The sequence below is a fragment of the Pseudorhizobium xiangyangii genome (genome assembly GCF_020531965.1).
Taxonomy (GTDB): Bacteria; Pseudomonadota; Alphaproteobacteria; order Rhizobiales; family Rhizobiaceae; genus Neorhizobium; species Neorhizobium xiangyangii.
On sequence record NZ_JAJAWH010000011.1, the window covers coordinates 103,443 to 120,677 of the forward strand.

Genomic DNA, 17,235 nt, shown 5'->3' on the forward strand with positions numbered 1-17,235 from the left:
GGGTCACGCTCCTGCAACGAGAGAGACGGACGCTTTGCGGCTGCCGGGCGGAACCTTGCGGAAGTCCAGATCGCGGCTGACCAGCCGTTCGACGCCGGCCGCTGCATCGGCCAGCAAATGGCGGTAACCTGTGATCGAGCGTGCAAAGACGTTGTAGATCACCACTGCCGGAATAGCCGCGACGAGGCCGATAGCGGTGGCGAGCAGCGCTTCCGCGATACCCGGTGCGACGACGGCCAGGCTGGTCGTCTGCGATTCCGAGATGCTGATGAAGGAGTTCATGATCCCCCAGACGGTGCCAAACAGGCCGACAAACGGCGCTGTCGATCCGATCGTGGCAAGGACGCCGGTTCCGCGGGACATCCGTCGTCCTGCAAAGGACTCGATGCGCGACAGGGAAGACGAGACGCGCTCCTTGACGCCGTCGTTTGCCGCGTGATCCAGCGCGACCTCGGAGAGCCGGACTTCGTCGGCCGCTGCGCGCAGCATCAGTGCAGCGGGACCGCCACGCGTGCCGATTTCGCCGATAGCGTCGGATAGTGTCGAAGAACTGCGAATGATCTTGAGCGTGCGGCCGGCACGGGCGCGGGCGCCCGCGAGCTCCAGTGTCTTGGCCAGCCAGACGGTCCAGGTTGCCAGCGATGCGAAGGCCAGACCGATCATGACGGCCTTGACCACCCAGTCGGCGGCCATGAACATGCCCCACGGCGACAGGTCGTGCGGGATATCGGAGCGTTCGCCAGCGGGCAGAAGGTCCTCGATGAAGGTGCTCGGTGCTTCGGCTGCCGGCTGCTCGGGAGCAGCAGGCTCTGCAGTTGCGGCCGGTGAAGCTGGCTGTTGTGCTGCTGGAGGAGTGGTCGTTTCCGTCGCGGGCTGGGTTGCCTCGGGAACTGCCGGCGTTGCTGGCGCCGAAGGGGTAGCCGGAGCTGCGTTTTCAGAAGTGCTGCCCTGCGGGGACGCACTTTCCGGTGCTGCAGGTTGTGGTGCCGTCGCTGGCGGAGTGGTTGCCTGCGGAGCGGCCGGTCGTGAAGTTGTCGCTTGCGCAGGTGCGGCGTCGTTGGATTGAGGCGCCGTGGTTTGCGCGGGCTCCTGCGCCAGCAAGGCGGTCGGGGTGAACGTCAACAGGCCGAGAAGTGCCGCAGCCGATGCATATTTGGTTCTGGAACGGAGGTGGAAAGTAAAGGTAGCAGCGGTCGGCATAAAGAGGCTCTCCGAATGTTCGGGCTTGGCCTCATGAACGGTCAAGTCCCGACGGAATGTCGCATCGGCTTTTGCCGGCTGCGTTTTATGGCTTCTCGATAATAAACATGACAATGGTTGGCAACAATTAAATCTAGGCGCCCGCATGATATTGAAAGGGCGCGCCGCCGGGTTCAGTCACCTAATTACGGTGAGAGCTGCGCCACGAGTTCATGACGTTCGCCGGGATAGGTCAGGCGCACATGGGTGATATGCCCGTCGTTGCTCCAGGTGCGCCGCTCGATGACGAGGCATGCCGTGCCGGGGGCGAGATCGAGTGCGTCGGCAGCGCGCTTGGTTGTGGTCACCGCGCGGATGCGGTGTTCGGCCGCACTCCAGGGAACCTGGCCGAGCAGCCAGCTGCCCGGTGGCTGGATTAAAAAGTCCACATCGGCGGCATCCGGAACCGCGGCGAGGTTGATAAGCCGTTCCTCGAAACAGAAAGGCAGACCGCCCGCCATATGGCAGGAGGTGATGTCCAGAATGGGATCACCGGGCACGAGGTCAAGCCGTGGTCGGTCGCTTTGTCGATAGGGGCGCCGCTCGATCGAGAGCAGCCGGTACTCGTAGTCCAGACCAAGCGCCTGTACCTCGCGCGGGATATCGTGGATCTTCATGACCAGCGATTGCACCTGCGGACGAGTGACGAAACTGCCGGAGCGACGCCTGCGTTCGATAAGGCCCCTCGTCACAAGTTCGCTCAGGGCCTTGTTCACGGTCATCCGCGAGCAGCCGTACTGTTCGGTCAGTTCATGTTCGAAGGGAATGCGATGGCCCGGTGGCCACTCTCCGGACAGGATGCGGCCTTCGACATCGCCAAGAATGCGCACGTGGAGGGACTTGTCCTTGGCGATGCCCTGCATGTCCGGCTTACCCGTGTCCCGCCGCGACAATCGCCTCGCTGCGGATTTCTTCCGTCAGCTTGAGACGAAGTGCGGAAAACTCGGGGCTGGCCTTGATCGTGTAGTGGCGCGGATGCGGGAGATCGACCGGCGTGATCGACTTGATCCGGCCGGGACGGGCGGTCATCGTGACGACCCGCGACGCCATGAATACGGCTTCCTCGATGTCGTGGGTTACGAAGATGACCGTCTTGTGCTCGCGTTCCCAGATTCCGAGCAGCAGCTCCTGCATCAGTCCGCGGGTCTGGTTGTCGAGCGCGCCGAACGGCTCGTCCAGCAGCATGATCTTCGGGTCGTTTGCGAGGGCGCGGGCAATTGCCGTGCGCTGCTGCATGCCGCCGGAAAGCTGCTTCGGCCAGTGGTTCTGGAAACCGCGCAATCCGACCTTGTCGATATAGCTATCGACGATCTCCCACATTTCCTTCGCCGGAACGCCACGCTCACGAAGACCGAAGGCAACGTTCTCGCGAATGGTAAGCCAGGGAAACAGGGTATAAGACTGAAACACCATGCCGCGGTCGGCGCCGGGGCCTTTGATTTCCTTGCCTTCCAGCGTGACTGTGCCAGTTGTCGGCCGGTCGAGCCCGGCGATGATCCGCAGAAGCGTCGATTTTCCGCAGCCCGAGGGGCCGAGGATGGTGACGAAGTCGTTCTTCTCGATGGTCAGGTCGGTGGGCTGCAGCGCTTGCACGGGCTGTCCGCCGTGCACGCCGGGAAAGGTCCGGCTTACACCCTTGATGATCAGTTCACTCATGCGAGCCTCCAGGCGAAGAGCTTCCTGTTCAGGCTCTTGAATGCGAAGTCGGAGATCAGGCCGATGAGGCCGATGACGATGATGCCGAAGATGATCTGGCCGGTCGCCATCAGCGCCTGGCTGTTGATGATCATGTAGCCGATACCGGAGGAGGCGCCGATCAGCTCTGCGACGATAACGTAGGTCCAGGCCCAGCCGAGCACCAGCCGCAGGATTTCCGCGATGTCGGGTGCATTGGCGGGCATGAGGACGCGCCGCACCACGCCACGGTCTGTCGCACCGAGGGTATAGGCTGCTTCAACGAGGTCACGACGCGTGCTGGACACGGCAACGGCCACCATCAGGATGATCTGGAAGACGGCGCCGATGAAGATCACCAGCAGCTTCTGCATTTCGCCGATGCCGGCCCAGAGGATGAGGAGTGGTATGAAGGCGGAGGCCGGCAGGTAGCGAGCGAAGGAAACGAAGGGCTCGAGCAGTGCTTCGATCGGCTTGTAGGCGCCCATCGCGATGCCGAGCGGCACGGCGACGATCATGGCAAGCACGAACCCGCCGAGCACGCGCCACACGGTCATGCCGATGTCGGTCATGAAGCCCTGCTCTGTCAGCAGGTATATTCCGTCCTTCACCATGGTGATCGGATCGGCGAGGAAGGTCGGCGAAACGAAGCCGCCAAGCGTTGCGACGCCCCAGGCGGAGAAGAACAGGACGAAGAAGAGGATGCCGAGCAGGACGCGGGCCTGCTGGCCTATCGGTTCAAGAGGACGCATGCTGCCCCGGATGTTGGTCCGGCGGAGCGAACTCCGCCGGCGGTTGTGAACTTACTGGATGAAAGACGTATCGACGATTGTCGAAAGGTCAGGCTTTGCCTTGATGATGCCGATCTCGAGCAGCAGATCCGCCGCCTTTTCGGAGAACGTCTTGAACTCGCCTTCGAAGAACGCCTTGTTGGCGGCCTGATCCTGCCACTCGAGGAACTTGGCGGAGGCGCCGAAGGCTTCTGCCGACTGCTTCACATCGGCACCCATGATGCCGTAGGCCTTTTCCGGATCCGCCTTGATCATCTCGAGCGCTTCGAAATAGCTCTTCGCGAATGCCTTTGCAGCATCCGGATTCTCGGCCAGGAAGTCTGGCGTGCAGCCGAACGTATCCATGACCGCCGGGTAATCCAGCGTGGTCGCCAGGATCTTGCCCTGGTCTGGAGCGGCGCGAACCGTCGAGAGATAAGGCTCGTAGGTCATCGCGGCATCATTCTGCCCGGCAACGAAGGCCTGTGCGGCCGGGCCGGGCTCGAGGTTGACGGCGTTGACATCCTTCATCGTCATGCCGTTTTCCTTGAGGATCCAGGCAAGGAAAAAATAGGGCGAGGTGCCCGGAGTGGACGCAGCGACGGTCTTGCCCTTGAGGTCGGCAACGCTCGTTACGTCATTGCGCACGGCAATGCCGTCGGCGCCATGCGACTTGTCGAGCTGAAAGATCTGCTTGGACGGCACGCCATTGGCATTCCAGACGATCCAGGTCTCGACCGTCGTTGCTGCGCACTGGATGTCGCCGGACAGGAGAGCGAGATGGCGGCTCGCCTGTGGGATCTTCTTGATATCGACGCTAAGGCCGTTCTTTTCGAAGATGCCTGCTTCCTTGGCCAGCGTCAGCGGCGCAAAGCCGGTCCAGCCGGACATGCCGATCGAAACGGCCGTTTGGGCGTGGGCGGCGGAAGACATCAATGTCGCGGCGGCGGCCGCGATTACCCAGTTTCTTTTCATAGTCGAACCCCTGTTGCTTTATTGTAAGGCAGGCAGATGGTTTGCCTTCCTGGAGAGCATACTAGTCAAATCTCCGTTTTTTTGTCTAGACAAAATGCGGTGCCACCGCAGAGATTGCGACGAGGTAGAAGATCCCTGCTTTCGGGATTTCGACATTTTCACCCTCATCCAGCAGCAACACATCCAGCGGCTCGAGCTTCACCGCCCGAGAGCCGCTCTCGGCAGTCAGTTCTCCGGCTCCGCAGAGGATCAACCTGACGGTTCCATCCCCCGTGATCGAACCGGGTCCGGTGCGGCGCTCGACGGTGTGCCGGAACATCCCGCGACGGGTCATGACGTTGAGGTCGGTTATCGGGCCGTCGATGAGGCGTGCGGACGTCTCGACATCGGCCGGGAACGCATGGGGTGCCGATACGGCATCGAGCACAACAGGTGAGCGTTCGGCGATGCTCAGTACCATGCCGGCACCATCGAGGATGGAGAGTGTGCGGTCGATGCCGGAGAACGCCGAGAATGGCCCGTCGGTTGCGACTGTCGCCATGCTGATCCGCCAGCCGAAGTCATCCAGGGAGGCCTGGGGAGGAAAGACGGCGATCTCCACCGTCTCTCCGCCGCCGTTCTTCCATGGCATGCGCTTGTAGTCGGCCGCGCGCATCACCCTCATCGCCTCAGTTCCCGAGAATGCCGGGCAGGCGCAGGCCCTTTTCCGTGGCGCAATCCACCGCGATCTCATAGCCGGCATCGGCGTGGCGCATGACACCGGTGGCCGGATCGTTCCAGAGGACACGCTCCAGACGACGGTCGGCATCTTCCGAACCATCGGCGCAGATGACCATGCCGGAATGCTGGGAAAAGCCCATGCCGACGCCGCCGCCGTGATGCAGCGAAACCCATGTCGCGCCCGATGCGGTGTTGAGCAGCGCGTTGAGCAGCGGCCAGTCGGAGACGGCGTCCGAACCGTCTTTCATGGCTTCCGTCTCGCGGTTGGGCGAGGCGACGGAGCCGCTGTCGAGATGATCGCGGCCGATGACGATAGGCGCGGAGAGTTCGCCGCTCCTCACCATTTCGTTGAAAGCGAGGCCGAGCTTGTGGCGGTCGCCGAGGCCGACCCAGCAGATGCGCGCCGGCAAGCCCTGAAAGGCGATGCGCTCCCTGGCCATGTCCAGCCAGTTATGCAGGTGCTTGTTGTCGGGGAGAAGTTCCTTCACCTTGGCGTCGGTCTTGTAGATGTCCTCCGGATCGCCGGAAAGGGCGGCCCAGCGGAACGGGCCGATGCCGCGGCAGAACAGCGGGCGGATATAGGCCGGTACGAAGCCGGGGAAGGCAAAAGCGTTTTCGAGGCCTTCGTCCTTGGCAACCTGGCGGATGTTGTTGCCGTAGTCGAGCGTCGGCACGCCGGCATCCCAGAAGGCGACCATGGCTTCGACATGCGCCTTCATCGAGGCGCGGGCCGCCACTTCCACCGATTTCGGATCGCTCTCGCGCTTGGCCTTGGCTTCCTCGACGGTCCAGCCGATCGGCAGGTAACCGTTGCGCGGATCGTGCGCCGAGGTCTGGTCGGTGACGATGTCAGGGCGCGGGCCGCCGGCCTGCATGCGCTTGACGAGTTCCGGGAAGATTTCGGCGGCGTTGCCGACGAGGCCGACCGACTTTGCTTCGCCGGCCTTGGTCCACTCGTCGATCATCGCCAGGGCTTCGTCCAGCGTTTTTGCCTTGGCGTCGACATAACGGGTGCGCAGGCGGAAATCGATGCGGGTCTCGTCGCATTCGACGGCGAGGCAGCAAGCGCCGGCCATGACGGCGGCAAGCGGCTGGGCGCCACCCATGCCACCGAGGCCGCCGGTGAGGATCCACTTACCCTTGAGGTTGCCATCGTAATGCTGGCGGCCGGCCTCTACAAAGGTCTCGTAGGTGCCCTGGACGATGCCCTGCGTGCCGATATAGATCCACGAACCGGCGGTCATCTGGCCGTACATGGCCAGACCCTTCTTATCCAGTTCGTTGAAATGGTCCCAGGTCGCCCAGTGCGGCACGAGGTTGGAATTGGCGATCAGCACGCGCGGCGCATCCTTGTGGGTGCGAAACACGCCGACCGGCTTGCCGGACTGGACGAGCAGAGTTTCCTCTTCCGTCAGCGTCTTCAGGGACGCGACGATACGGTCAAAATCGTCCCAGGTGCGGGCGGCGCGGCCGATGCCGCCATAGACCACCAGCTCGTGCGGGTTTTCCGCGACGTCAGGATCCAGGTTGTTCATCAGCATACGCAGCGGCGCTTCGGTCATCCAGCTTTTGGCGGTGAGTTCGTTGCCGCGGGGGGAGCGGACATCACGGATGTTATGGCGCGGATTGGTCATGGATTTCTCCTCAGGATAGGACATGAGCGGCAATGATATTGCGCTGGATTTCGGATGAACCTTCGTAAATGCGCATGATGCGGACGTCGCGAACAAAGCGCTCCAGCGGCAGATCACGGGTATAGCCATAGCCGCCATGGACCTGCAGCGCCTTGTCGGTGACGCGCGCCGCCATTTCGGAAGCAGCCAGTTTGGCCATCGCCGCTGCACCACTGAAGCGAAGCCCGAGTTCGCGTTGGCGGGCTGCTTCGAGGGCCAGAAGGCGGGCGGATTGAAGATCAAGCGCCATATCGGCGAGCATCCAGCGGATACCTTGCTTTTCAGACAGGGCTTCCCCGCCAATAACCCGCTCGCGGGCGTAGTTAGCGGCGAGCCGCATGGCTTCGCCGGCAATCCCTAGGCACATGGCCGCCACCTCGACGCGTCCGTTGTCGAGCGTCTTCATCGCCGTCTTGAAGCCCTGGCCCGTTACCCCGCCGAGGAGTGCTTCCTCAGGCAAGATGCAATCGAAATGCAGCGTAAAGACGTGACCGCCCCGCAGGCCCATAGTCTTCTCCGGTAGGCCGACCTGCAGCCCAGGGGTGCCGCTCTCCAAGAGAAAGGCGCTGATGCCGCGGTGTCCGGCGGCCGCATCGGTGACCGCATAGACCACGATGATGTCCGCTTCGCCACCATTGGAGATGAAGCATTTGCTGCCCTTCAGGTGCCATCCGCCTTCGATACGACGGGCAACTGTCTTCATGTCCGCTGGATCGGATCCGGCGGTCGGCTCGGTCAGGGCAAATGCTCCCAGGACAGATCCAGCAGCCGCCTTGGGCAGCCAGCGCCCGCGCTGTTCGTCGTTGCCGCCGAACAGGATCGAATCGGTGCAAAGATAGTGGGCGGTCAGCGCGGAGACGGTGGAACCGCAGCCGCTGGCAACCAGTTCGACGGCGCGCAACAGCGCTGGCGCAGATATGCCGGCGCCACCCCATTCTTCGGGCAGGTTTGCGCCGAGCATGCCAAGCTCGCCCAGCTTGGAAAGCTGCCGGCGGGGGAACGCGGCCTGTTCGTCGACCTCGGCGGCATGCGGCATCAGCTCGTCGCGAACAAATCGCTCCAGAACCTCCACAAATGCGCGTTCTTCGTCGCTGAGCATGGAGTACGGATCGATCATGGCATTCCTGTTCCGCCGATGACGCCGCTTGCGCGCAGCATCTCAATTTCTTCTGTCGTTCGTCCCGCGAGACGCACAAGAATGTCTTCGGCATCGCCGCCCAAAAGAGGGGCAGCGCTGTCGCTGGCCGGCTTCTTGCCGTCGAAGCGGACCGGTTGGCTAACCACCGGAACAGGCCCGATCGAAGGATGGGTCAGGCTGCCGATGAGTTCCCGCGCTTTCGTCTGCGGGCTGGCGACCGCCTGCGGAATGCTGCGGATGGGCGCGCAGGGGATGTGCGCCGCCGAGAGCGCCTCGATCAGGTCATCCACGGTTTGCCGGCTGCTCCATTCCTCGATGATGCCGCGCAATTCTGCTTCGTTCTCGGTTCGAGCGGAGTCACTTGCAAACTTCGGGTTCTTCTCGAGACCGGGTGCGCCGATGAGGCTTGCGAAGCCGGCAAACTGCCGGTCGTTCAGCACGGCGATAGCGAAAAGCCCGTCCGTGGCCTGATAGCATCCGAAAGGGGTGGAGAGCGGATGGCGATTACCGACCCGCTGCGGCTCCCGGCCGGAGTAGAGGTACTGGGCGTGGGCGGTGGGCAGCAACGAGAACAGTGTGTCGTACATGGCAACGTCGATGACTGAGCCCTCGCCGGTGCGGGCGTGCTGAACCACCGCGGCAAGGATCGCCCAGCTGGCGAAAAGCCCGGCGGCCAGGTCGCCAAAGGATTCGCCTACTTTCAGCGGGGCACCACCTTCTTCACCGGTGACGGCCATCAGCCCTGACATGGCCTGGACGACGAGGTCGTAGGCCGGCAGATCCGTCCAGGGGCCTGTTTGTCCGAAGCCCGAGATCGAAGCGTAGATGATGTCCGGCTTCAGGGCCTTGAGGTCGTCCGGCCCCAGCCCGAGCCGCGCAGCGACCCCCGGCCGGAAGTTTTCGACTGCGACGTCGCAATTGCGGGCGATGTCGCGGGCAAGCGCCAGGCCGTCTTCCTGCTTGAGGTCGATGGAAATGGATTTCTTGCCGCGATTGGTGAGCAGGAAGAGCGCGCTTTCACCGTCCTGGAAAGGGCCCACATGCCGATACTCGTCGCCGGCAATAGGCTCAAGCTTGATGACCTCCGCACCAAGATCCGCAAGCAGCGCGGTGCAGTAGGGGCCGGCGAGCACGCGCGTCATATCGAATACGCGGATTCCGTCGAGGGGTTTTCTTTCCGTCGCCATGCTAGACCTCCAGACGGGGCAGGACGCCGTCGGAGACGGATGCATTCAGCGACCCGCCTGCAATCAGCAGGGCCGCAGCCTGAAGGTCGTGCGCCATGTAGCGGTCCTCCTCCAGTGTCGGTACCACCGCGCGGATCGCACCGATGGCGCGGGCAAGCTCCGGGCTTGTCGTCAAAGGAGCACGCAGTTCGACGCCCTGTGCCGCCGTCAGCGCCTCGATGCCGATAATGCCGAAGAGATTGTCCGTCATCTGCAGGAGGCGCCGTGCGCCGTGGCAGGCCATGGAAACATGATCCTCCTGGTTGGCGGAGGTCGGCGTCGAATCGACCGATGCAGGATGCGACATCTGCTTGTTCTCGCTCATCAAAGCGGCCGACGTGACTTCGGCGATCATCAGTCCGGAATTCAGTCCCGGCTTCTTTGCGAGGAAAGGCGGCAGGCCGTAGGAAAGGGCGGGATCGACCAGAAGCGCAACGCGCCGCTGGGCGATGGCGCCGATCTCGCAGACCGCGATGGCGATCTGATCGGCGGCGAAAGCCACGGGTTCGGCATGGAAATTGCCGCCCGAAACGACGGAATCGTCTGAAAGAACCAGCGGATTATCAGTCACCGCATTGGCTTCGATCTCGAGCGTGCGGCCGACCGAACGGAGAAGATCGAGGCAGGCGCCGTCCACCTGCGGCTGGCAGCGGATGCAGTAAGGGTCCTGCACGCGCTCGTCGCCCTGCAGGTGGCTCTCGCGGATCACCGATCCGGCCAAAAGGGCACGCAGAGAGGCAGCGGTATCGATCTGGCCCTGATGACCGCGCAGGGTGTGGATGTCCGGGTGGAAAGGTGCGGACGAACCCATGGCGGCATCGGTGGACATTGCGCCCGTGATCAGCGCCGCCTGCGCCGCGCGATGGGCGCGGAAGAGCCCGGCCAGTGCCAGCGCGGTTGATGTCTGTGTCCCGTTGATGAGGGCCAGACCTTCTTTCGCCGCAAGAACAACGGGTTCCAGGCCCGAACGGCTCAGGGCGTCGCCACCCGAAATTCGTTCGCCGGCTAAGAATGCTTCGCCGTGTCCCATCATCACGGCCGCCATATGCGCCAGCGGCGCGAGGTCGCCGGATGCACCGACTGAGCCCTTCTCCGGGATGACGGGGATCACGCCACGTTCAAGCATGCCCTCGAGCAACCGCATGAGTTCGAGCCGTACACCGGAGGCGCCGCGTCCGAGCGAGATCAGCTTCAGTGCCATGATCAGGCGCACGACGTTTTCGGGAAGGGGTGCGCCGACGCCGCAGCAATGCGAGAGGATGAGGTTTCGTTGAAGCGTGGCCACGTCGGCGGCGTCGATCTTGATCGATGCAAGCTTCCCGAAGCCGGTATTGATGCCGTAGACCGGCTCATTGCCCGCGGCGATCTGGGCAATGCGCGCTGCTGCTTTTTCGATACCGGCGTCGAAGCTTCGATCGAGGCGCGCCGGTGTCTGGTTCCAGTAGAGCTCCTGCAGGGTAGCGAGGCTGACCGAGCCGGGTGTAAGGATGATGCTCATGCCGAAATCCTCTTTCCCTTGAAGACGTGCTCGTGCAGCGGGTTAAAGCCGATGCGGTAGACGAGTTCCGCAGGCCGCTCGATATTCCAGATGGCGAAGTCTGCGGATTTTCCAATCTCCAGCGTGCCGGTCTCGTCAAGCAGGCCGAGCGCCCGTGCACCTTCGCGTGTGACCCCGGCAAGGCATTCCTCGACGGTCAGGCCGAAGAGCGTCGCGCCCATGTTCATGGTCATCAGAAGCGAGGTGAGGGGAGAGGTTCCGGGATTGCTGTCGGTCGCAAGCGCGATATGAGCGCCGGCCTCCCGCAGAGCTTTCACCGGCGGCGCCTGTTTTTCCCGCAGCGTATAGAAGGCGCCAGGGAGCAGTACGGCAACCGTACCCGCCTCTGCCATGGCCTTGGCATCAGCGGCATTAAGGTATTCGAGATGATCGGCGGACAGCGCGCCATAGCCTGCCGCAAGCCTGGCTCCCCCGAGATCGGAAAGTTGTTCGGCGTGCAGCTTCACGGGCAGGCCCAGATCCCTTGCCTTGTCGAAGACGCGCGCAATCTCCGCAGGCGAGAAGGCGATGCCTTCGCAAAAGCCGTCCACCGCGTCCACCAGCCCTTCGGCATGCGCCAGTTCCAGCCCCGGCAGCACGACGTCTGAAATATAGTCGCCGTTGCGGCCCTTGTATTCCGGTGGCGTCGCATGCGCGGCAAGCCAGCTCGTGACGATCCGTACCGGACGCAATTCCGCCAGCTTGCGAGCGGCGCGAAGCATGTTGAGTTCGCCCTCGATGTTCAGCGCATAGCCGGACTTGACCTCGATCGTCGAGGCGCCTTCCGCGAGCAGGGTGTCGAGGCGTGGCAGAGCCTGCGCGACCAGCTCGTCGACGGAAAGTGCATTGGTGGCCTTCACCGAAGAGACGATCCCGCCGCCGGCCCGGGCGATCTCTTCGTAGGTCGCACCGGCAAGCCGCATCTCGAATTCGAGTGCCCGGTCGCCGCCATAGACCAGATGGGTATGGCAGTCGACGAGCGCCGGAGTGATCCAGCGCCCAGCGCAGTCGATCGGCGTGGAGGATGCTCGAAGCTCGGGAGGAAGATCCGTCTCCGGTCCGCAAAAGGCGATGCGGCCGTTTTTGACCGCCACGGCACCGGCTTCTACGATGCCCAAGCCCGAAGAGAGCGTGGCAAGACGCGCATTGACCCAAAGGCCGGAAGCTGTCGAATGGTCGACGTCGGAAACGGGGTTCTGGCTCATGGCATCCTCTTCCCTTTTGCTGCTATATGTATATACATAACAAAGGACCTTGCAAGAGCCATTGCACGGGCTTTCGGGAGCCGAGATGGAGGATGTAATGACGAATGCTGTTCACGCCGCGACCGCGCTGCTTCCGGGCGGATGGGCCACGAATGTGCGGCTGGTGCTGGATGGCGGGCGTATCTTGTCGGTAACGAGCGGTCGCGATGCGGAGCCGGGCGACGAACGTCATTCGGTCCTCGTTGCGGCCATGCCGAACCTGCATAGTCACGCTTTCCAGCGCGGAATGGCAGGTCTGGCGGAAACCAGGGGTCCCGGCTCCGACAATTTCTGGAGCTGGCGTGAACTTATGTACCGCTTCGCCCTCTCCATGACTCCTGACCAGATGGAGGCCGTGGCAGCGCAGCTCTACATGGAGATGCTGGAAGCCGGCTTCGGTCGGGTCGGGGAGTTTCACTATCTGCATCACGATACCGACGGACAGTCATACGCAAACGTCGCCGAACTCGCGGAACGGATTGCGGCAGCCTCTACCAAGACCGGTATCGCGCTGACGCTGCTGCCTGTCTTCTATGCCCGCTCCGGCTTTGGTGGCGCGGCACCCAATGATGGCCAGCGCCGCTTCATCAATTCCCTGGAAAGCTTTGCCCGCCTGCTGGATGGCGCGCGCGCCGCGGTGGCTAACCTGCCTAACGCCGTTGTCGGGGTCGCGCCGCACAGTCTTCGTGCCGTAACGTCGGATGAACTGGCGGCAGTCTCCGCAATGGCGGGCGAGGGGCCAGTCCATATCCACGTTGCAGAACAGCTGAAGGAAGTGGCGGATTGTGTCGCCTGGTCAGGAGCCCGGCCGGTCGAATGGCTTCTCGCCAATGCGGATGTTGGCAAGAGCTGGTGCCTCATTCACGCGACGCACATGACTTCTGGGGAAACGCAGGCCATGGCGAAGAGCGGCGCGGTCGCGGGCCTCTGCCCGATCACCGAGGCCAACCTCGGCGACGGTATCTTTCCGGGGGAGGAATTCCTGAGCGCAGGTGGATCGTTCGGCGTGGGTTCGGATTCGAACGTACTGATCGGATTGGATGAAGAACTGCGGCAGCTTGAGTATTCGCAGCGTCTGGCTTTAAGGGCGCGCAATGTGGTTGCGGGTCCGAACGGCTCTACCGGGCGCACGCTGTTCGATGGCGCCCTGGCCGGTGGCGGCCAGGCGCTGGGTGGCCGGATCGGCCTTCAGGAGGGGCATCCTGCGGATTTCGTTTCACTCGATTGTTCGGCCGCACCCTATCTCGAGCTGGATCGGGTCCTCGACGGCTGGATTTTCGCGGGAAGCGTCCGGCCGGATTGTGTCTGGGTGAATGGCCTCAAGCAGGTGGAAGGCGGGCGACACCGTCGCCGCGAGAAGATTGCCGCACGTTTCCATGCGGCAATGAAGAGGCTGATGGAAGGTTAGAGCGTTCCATACAAGGAAACGCTCCAATCAGCGCGCCAGCCAGCCGCCGTCGACGGGCAGAACGATGCCATGCACGTAGTCCGACGCCTGTGAGGCGAGGAAGACGGCTGCCCCGCCCAGTTCGTCGGGCTTGCCCCAGTGACCTGCCGGGATGCGGCCCAGGATCGTGGCGTTACGGTCGGCGTCGTTACGCAGCGCTTCGGTATTGTTCGTCTCGAAATATCCGGGCGCGATGGCGTTGACGTTGATGCCCTTGCCGGCCCATTCGCAGGCGAGTAGCCGCGTAAGCCCCGCAAGGCCGCTTTTCGACGCCGTGTAGGAGGGGATCCGGATGCCGCCCTGGAAGGACAGGAGCGAGGCGATGTTGATGATCTTGCCGGGCTTGTCTTCCGCGATCAGGTGACGGGCGAAGGCCTGGGACAGGAAGAAGACCGTCTTCAGGTTGACGTCCATAACCGCATCCCAGTCGGCTTCGGTGAAGTCCACAGCGTCGGCACGCTTGATGATCCCGGCGTTGTTGACGAGGATGTCCGCGCGGCCGGACCAGGTGACCGTCTGGTCGATCACGTCCTTCACCGGCTCGATCGTCGAAAGGTCGGCCTTGATCGTGTGGCTGCGTCCCTTGCCGGCAGCGGCGATTGCAGCTTCCGTCTCCGCCATGGACGAGCGGCCAACGAGGGCAATGTCGGCTCCCGCACCGGCCAGTGCCACGGCTATCGCCTGTCCAAGACCGGTATTGGCGCCCGTCACGATGGCAGTCTTGCCGCCCAGATCAAAAGAAATTCCCACTGCAGCTCCTCCTCGGCTCAAAAAAAAGCCGCCGGAAATTCCTTCCCGGCGGCTCGCATTGTAAAAGTCCGGCGCTTAGAGCGTCCGGGTGATGTGTTCGACGCGGAAGCACTCGATGACGTCGCCAGCGCGGATGTCCTCGTAGTTCTCGAATGCCATGCCGCATTCCTGGCCGACCGGCACTTCGGAGACTTCGTCCTTGAAGCGCTTGAGCGTCTTGAGCTTGCCTTCGTGAATGACGACGTTGTCGCGCAGCAGGCGAACGCCTGCACCACGCTCGACCTTGCCTTCGACGACGCGGCAACCTGCGACCTTGCCGGTCTTGGTGATGTTGAACACCTCCAGGATTTCGGCATTGCCAAGGAAGGTCTCGCGACGTTCTGGCGAGAGCAGGCCCGACATCGCTGCCTTCACGTCATCCACCAGATCGTAGATGATGTTGTAGTAGCGGATTTCGGTGCCGGCACGCTCGGCTGCGGCGCGCGCCTGTGCGTTGGCACGGACGTTGAAGCCGATGATTGCCGCTTCGGAAGACTCGGCAAGTGCCAGATCCGACTCGGTGATTGCGCCTGCACCCGAATGAACGATGCGTGCCCGGACTTCGTCCGTGCCGAGCTTGTCGAGAGCGCCGATAATGGCTTCGACGGAACCCTGAACGTCGCCCTTGATGAGCAGCGGGAATTCCTTGTAGCCGGTATTCTGCAGCTTGCTCATCATCTGTTCGAGCGAACCGCGCTGGCCGGACTGGCGAGCCGCCGCCTTGTCGCGGGCAAGCCGCTGGCGGTATTCGGAAATCTCGCGGGCGCGGCTTTCGTTCTCAACGACTGCGAAACGATCGCCGGCAGAAGGCGTCCCGGAAAGTCCAAGTACCTCGACAGGCGTCGCCGGACCGGCTTCCTTCACATGGTCGCCCTTGTCGGTGACGAGTGCGCGAACACGGCCCCACTGATCGCCGGCAACGATGATCTGGCCGGGCTTCAATGTACCCTTCTGCACCAGAACCGTGGCAACGGAGCCACGACCACGGTCGAGTTGGGCTTCAATGACGATACCCTCTGCCGTACGGCTCGGATCGGCCTTGAGATCGAGAATTTCCGCCTGCAGCAAGATCGCCTCGAGCAGCTTGTCGAGATTGAGCTTGTTTTTCGCCGAAACTTCGACGTCGAGCACTTCACCGCCCAGTGATTCCACGAAGACTTCGTGCTGGAGAAGCTGCTGGCGCACCTTGTCCGGATTGGCTTCGTGCTTGTCGATCTTGTTGATCGCCACGATGATCGGAACACCCGCAGCCTTGGCATGGCTGATAGATTCGATCGTCTGCGGCATCACGCTGTCGTCGGCCGCAACCACCAGGATGGCGATGTCGGTTGCCTGCGCGCCACGGGCACGCATGGCGGTGAACGCGGCGTGGCCCGGCGTATCGATGAAGGTGATTTTCTGGCCGTTCTGCTCTACCTGATAGGCGCCGATATGCTGGGTGATGCCACCGGCTTCACCTGACACAACGCTCGTTTGGCGGATGGCGTCCAGCAGCGAGGTCTTGCCGTGGTCGACGTGACCCATGATCGTCACGACCGGAGGACGCGACACCATTTCGCCGGCATCGTCAACGACGTCGAAGATACCTTCTTCAATGTCGGATTCCGAGACGCGCTTGACCGTATGGCCGAATTCGCCGGCGATGATTTCCGCAAGGTCGGCGTCGATGACGTCGCCCGGCTTCATCATCTGACCTTCCTTCATCAGGTACTTGATGACGTCGACAGCGCGTTCGGACATGCGCTGGGACAGTTCCTGGATGGTAATGGTTTCCGGCAGTGTGACTTCGCGAAGAACCTTTTCGCGCGGTTCCTGCATCTGGCTGCGGCGGAATTTCTCCTGCCGGCGACGCATGGCTGCCATCGAACGGCCGCGTGCGCTGCCGTCCTCGTCTGTGCCGACCGTGGTAACGGTCAACTTGCCGCGACGGCGGTCGTCTTCGGTCTTCGGTCGGGTCGCCGGCTTTGCCGGAACAGGGGTTGCAACGCGGCCACGAGCGGGCGCGCCACGCGGCGGACCGCGATCTTCGTCTTCGTCGTTGCCGGGCTTGCGTCCACGTGGGAAGCCAGGCGCCGCAGCTGGCGCAGCCGGCTGTGTACGTGCTTCGCCGGGGCGTGCGGGCGCCGGGCGCTCGGCAGCGCGGGCTGCCACAGGTGCCGGTACTTCTTCAACTGGAACTTCCACCGGAGCAGGCTCGGCCGCGCGGCGCGCAGCTTCTGCTGCTTCCTCGACCTTGCGGAGCTCGTCCTCTACCTTCCGGCGGGCTTCGTCCTCGGCACGCTGCTTGGCTTCGATCACTTCCCGAGCCTGTGCCTCTACCAGTGCGCGACGGCGGGCGTCCATTTCGCTGGCAGACAGGTCGTGCAGAACGGCGCCGCGGGGGCGTTCGGGCTGCCGAGGCTGAGATGCCGGAGCGGGACGCTGGGCCTGTGGAGCGGGCTGGTGGGCGCGGGGCGCGGGTGTCGGCGCAGGCCGCGTCGGCGCCGCTGGCGCTACGGGCTCGGGAGCACGTGCAGCGACCGGAGCAGGAGCCGGAGTGGGAGCTGTGAATGCCGGCTTGTCGTCTTCCGGACGGATCGGGCGGCGCTTGCGCGTCTCGACCACGACCGCCTTGGTTCGACCGCGACCCATTTCCTGGCGCACGGTGCCCTGGCTCATCCCCGTTGGTTTCAGGGTGAGGGTCTTCTTGCCCGTAGCGCTGAGTGTCTTGTCGTCGTTGTTGTCGGTCATTCCGTTCCTGTTCCTTCAAACGAGGACGGATGGCGACATCAGACCTCGTCTATCAATGCGTGTCTCTCGGTAC

At 63.1% G+C, this 17,235-nt stretch carries 14 protein-coding genes; 1 reads left to right on the forward strand and 13 read right to left on the reverse strand.

What is annotated here, in order from left to right; genetic code table 11:
- Positions 1–3 precede the first annotated feature (3 nt).
- The 11 genes from exbB to hutI all read right to left on the reverse strand — a co-directional run bounded on the left by exbB (position 4) and on the right by hutI (position 12,157).
- Complete coding sequence (gene exbB, locus LH464_RS12000) at positions 4–1,200, reverse strand: tonB-system energizer ExbB (protein WP_226786616.1); 1,197 nt, start codon at positions 1,198–1,200, stop codon at positions 4–6.
- A gap of 185 nt (positions 1,201–1,385) precedes the next feature.
- Positions 1,386–2,102 (reverse strand): histidine utilization repressor, encoded by a 717-nt coding sequence (hutC, locus tag LH464_RS12005; protein ID WP_226786617.1) that lies wholly within the window; start codon positions 2,100–2,102, stop codon positions 1,386–1,388.
- A gap of 7 nt (positions 2,103–2,109) precedes the next feature.
- Entirely contained in the window at positions 2,110–2,895 is a 786-nt protein-coding gene (locus LH464_RS12010) for an ABC transporter ATP-binding protein (protein WP_226786618.1), read from the reverse strand.
- On the reverse strand, positions 2,892–3,665 hold the full coding sequence (locus LH464_RS12015) for an ABC transporter permease (protein WP_226786619.1): 774 nt from the start codon (positions 3,663–3,665) through the stop codon (positions 2,892–2,894). Before LH464_RS12015 ends, LH464_RS12010 begins: the two co-directional genes overlap by 4 nt.
- A 51-nt stretch (positions 3,666–3,716) precedes the next feature.
- Positions 3,717–4,658: an ABC transporter substrate-binding protein gene (locus LH464_RS12020; RefSeq protein WP_226786620.1), complete on the reverse strand. Its 942-nt coding sequence runs from the start codon at positions 4,656–4,658 to the stop codon at positions 3,717–3,719.
- Between the two features lie 85 nt (positions 4,659–4,743).
- Entirely contained in the window at positions 4,744–5,322 is a 579-nt protein-coding gene (locus tag LH464_RS12025; protein WP_226786621.1) for a HutD/Ves family protein, read from the reverse strand.
- Positions 5,323–5,326: 4 nt separating this feature from the next.
- Positions 5,327–7,012 carry a urocanate hydratase gene (gene hutU / locus LH464_RS12030; RefSeq protein WP_226786622.1) on the reverse strand — a complete coding sequence of 562 codons (1,686 nt, stop codon included), beginning with the start codon at positions 7,010–7,012 and terminating at the stop codon, positions 5,327–5,329.
- Between the two features lie 10 nt (positions 7,013–7,022).
- Positions 7,023–8,168 (reverse strand): acyl-CoA dehydrogenase family protein, encoded by a 1,146-nt coding sequence (locus LH464_RS12035; RefSeq protein ID WP_226786623.1) that lies wholly within the window; start codon positions 8,166–8,168, stop codon positions 7,023–7,025.
- A complete protein-coding gene (locus tag LH464_RS12040; RefSeq protein ID WP_226786624.1) occupies positions 8,165–9,376 on the reverse strand; it encodes a CaiB/BaiF CoA transferase family protein in 1,212 nt (403 codons plus the stop codon). The genes LH464_RS12035 and LH464_RS12040 overlap by 4 nt, the downstream gene beginning before the upstream one ends.
- Position 9,377: 1 nt before the next feature.
- On the reverse strand, positions 9,378–10,913 hold the full coding sequence (gene hutH, locus LH464_RS12045) for a histidine ammonia-lyase (RefSeq protein ID WP_226786625.1): 1,536 nt from the start codon (positions 10,911–10,913) through the stop codon (positions 9,378–9,380).
- Complete coding sequence (gene hutI / locus LH464_RS12050; RefSeq protein WP_226786626.1) at positions 10,910–12,157, reverse strand: imidazolonepropionase; 1,248 nt, start codon at positions 12,155–12,157, stop codon at positions 10,910–10,912. Before hutI ends, hutH begins: the two co-directional genes overlap by 4 nt.
- A 97-nt stretch (positions 12,158–12,254) precedes the next feature.
- On the opposite strand from hutI, the gene LH464_RS12055 reads away from it, so the two are divergent.
- Entirely contained in the window at positions 12,255–13,604 is a 1,350-nt protein-coding gene (locus LH464_RS12055; protein ID WP_226786627.1) for a formimidoylglutamate deiminase, read from the forward strand.
- A 27-nt stretch (positions 13,605–13,631) separates the two neighbouring features.
- Here the strand turns inward: LH464_RS12055 and kduD are convergent, their stop codons facing one another.
- Positions 13,632–14,393, reverse strand: a complete 762-nt coding sequence (gene kduD / locus LH464_RS12060; RefSeq protein WP_226786628.1) for a 2-dehydro-3-deoxy-D-gluconate 5-dehydrogenase KduD — start codon at positions 14,391–14,393, stop codon at positions 13,632–13,634.
- A gap of 75 nt (positions 14,394–14,468) precedes the next feature.
- A complete protein-coding gene (gene infB, locus LH464_RS12065) occupies positions 14,469–17,162 on the reverse strand; it encodes a translation initiation factor IF-2 (RefSeq protein ID WP_226786629.1) in 2,694 nt (897 codons plus the stop codon).
- Positions 17,163–17,235 lie beyond the last annotated feature (73 nt).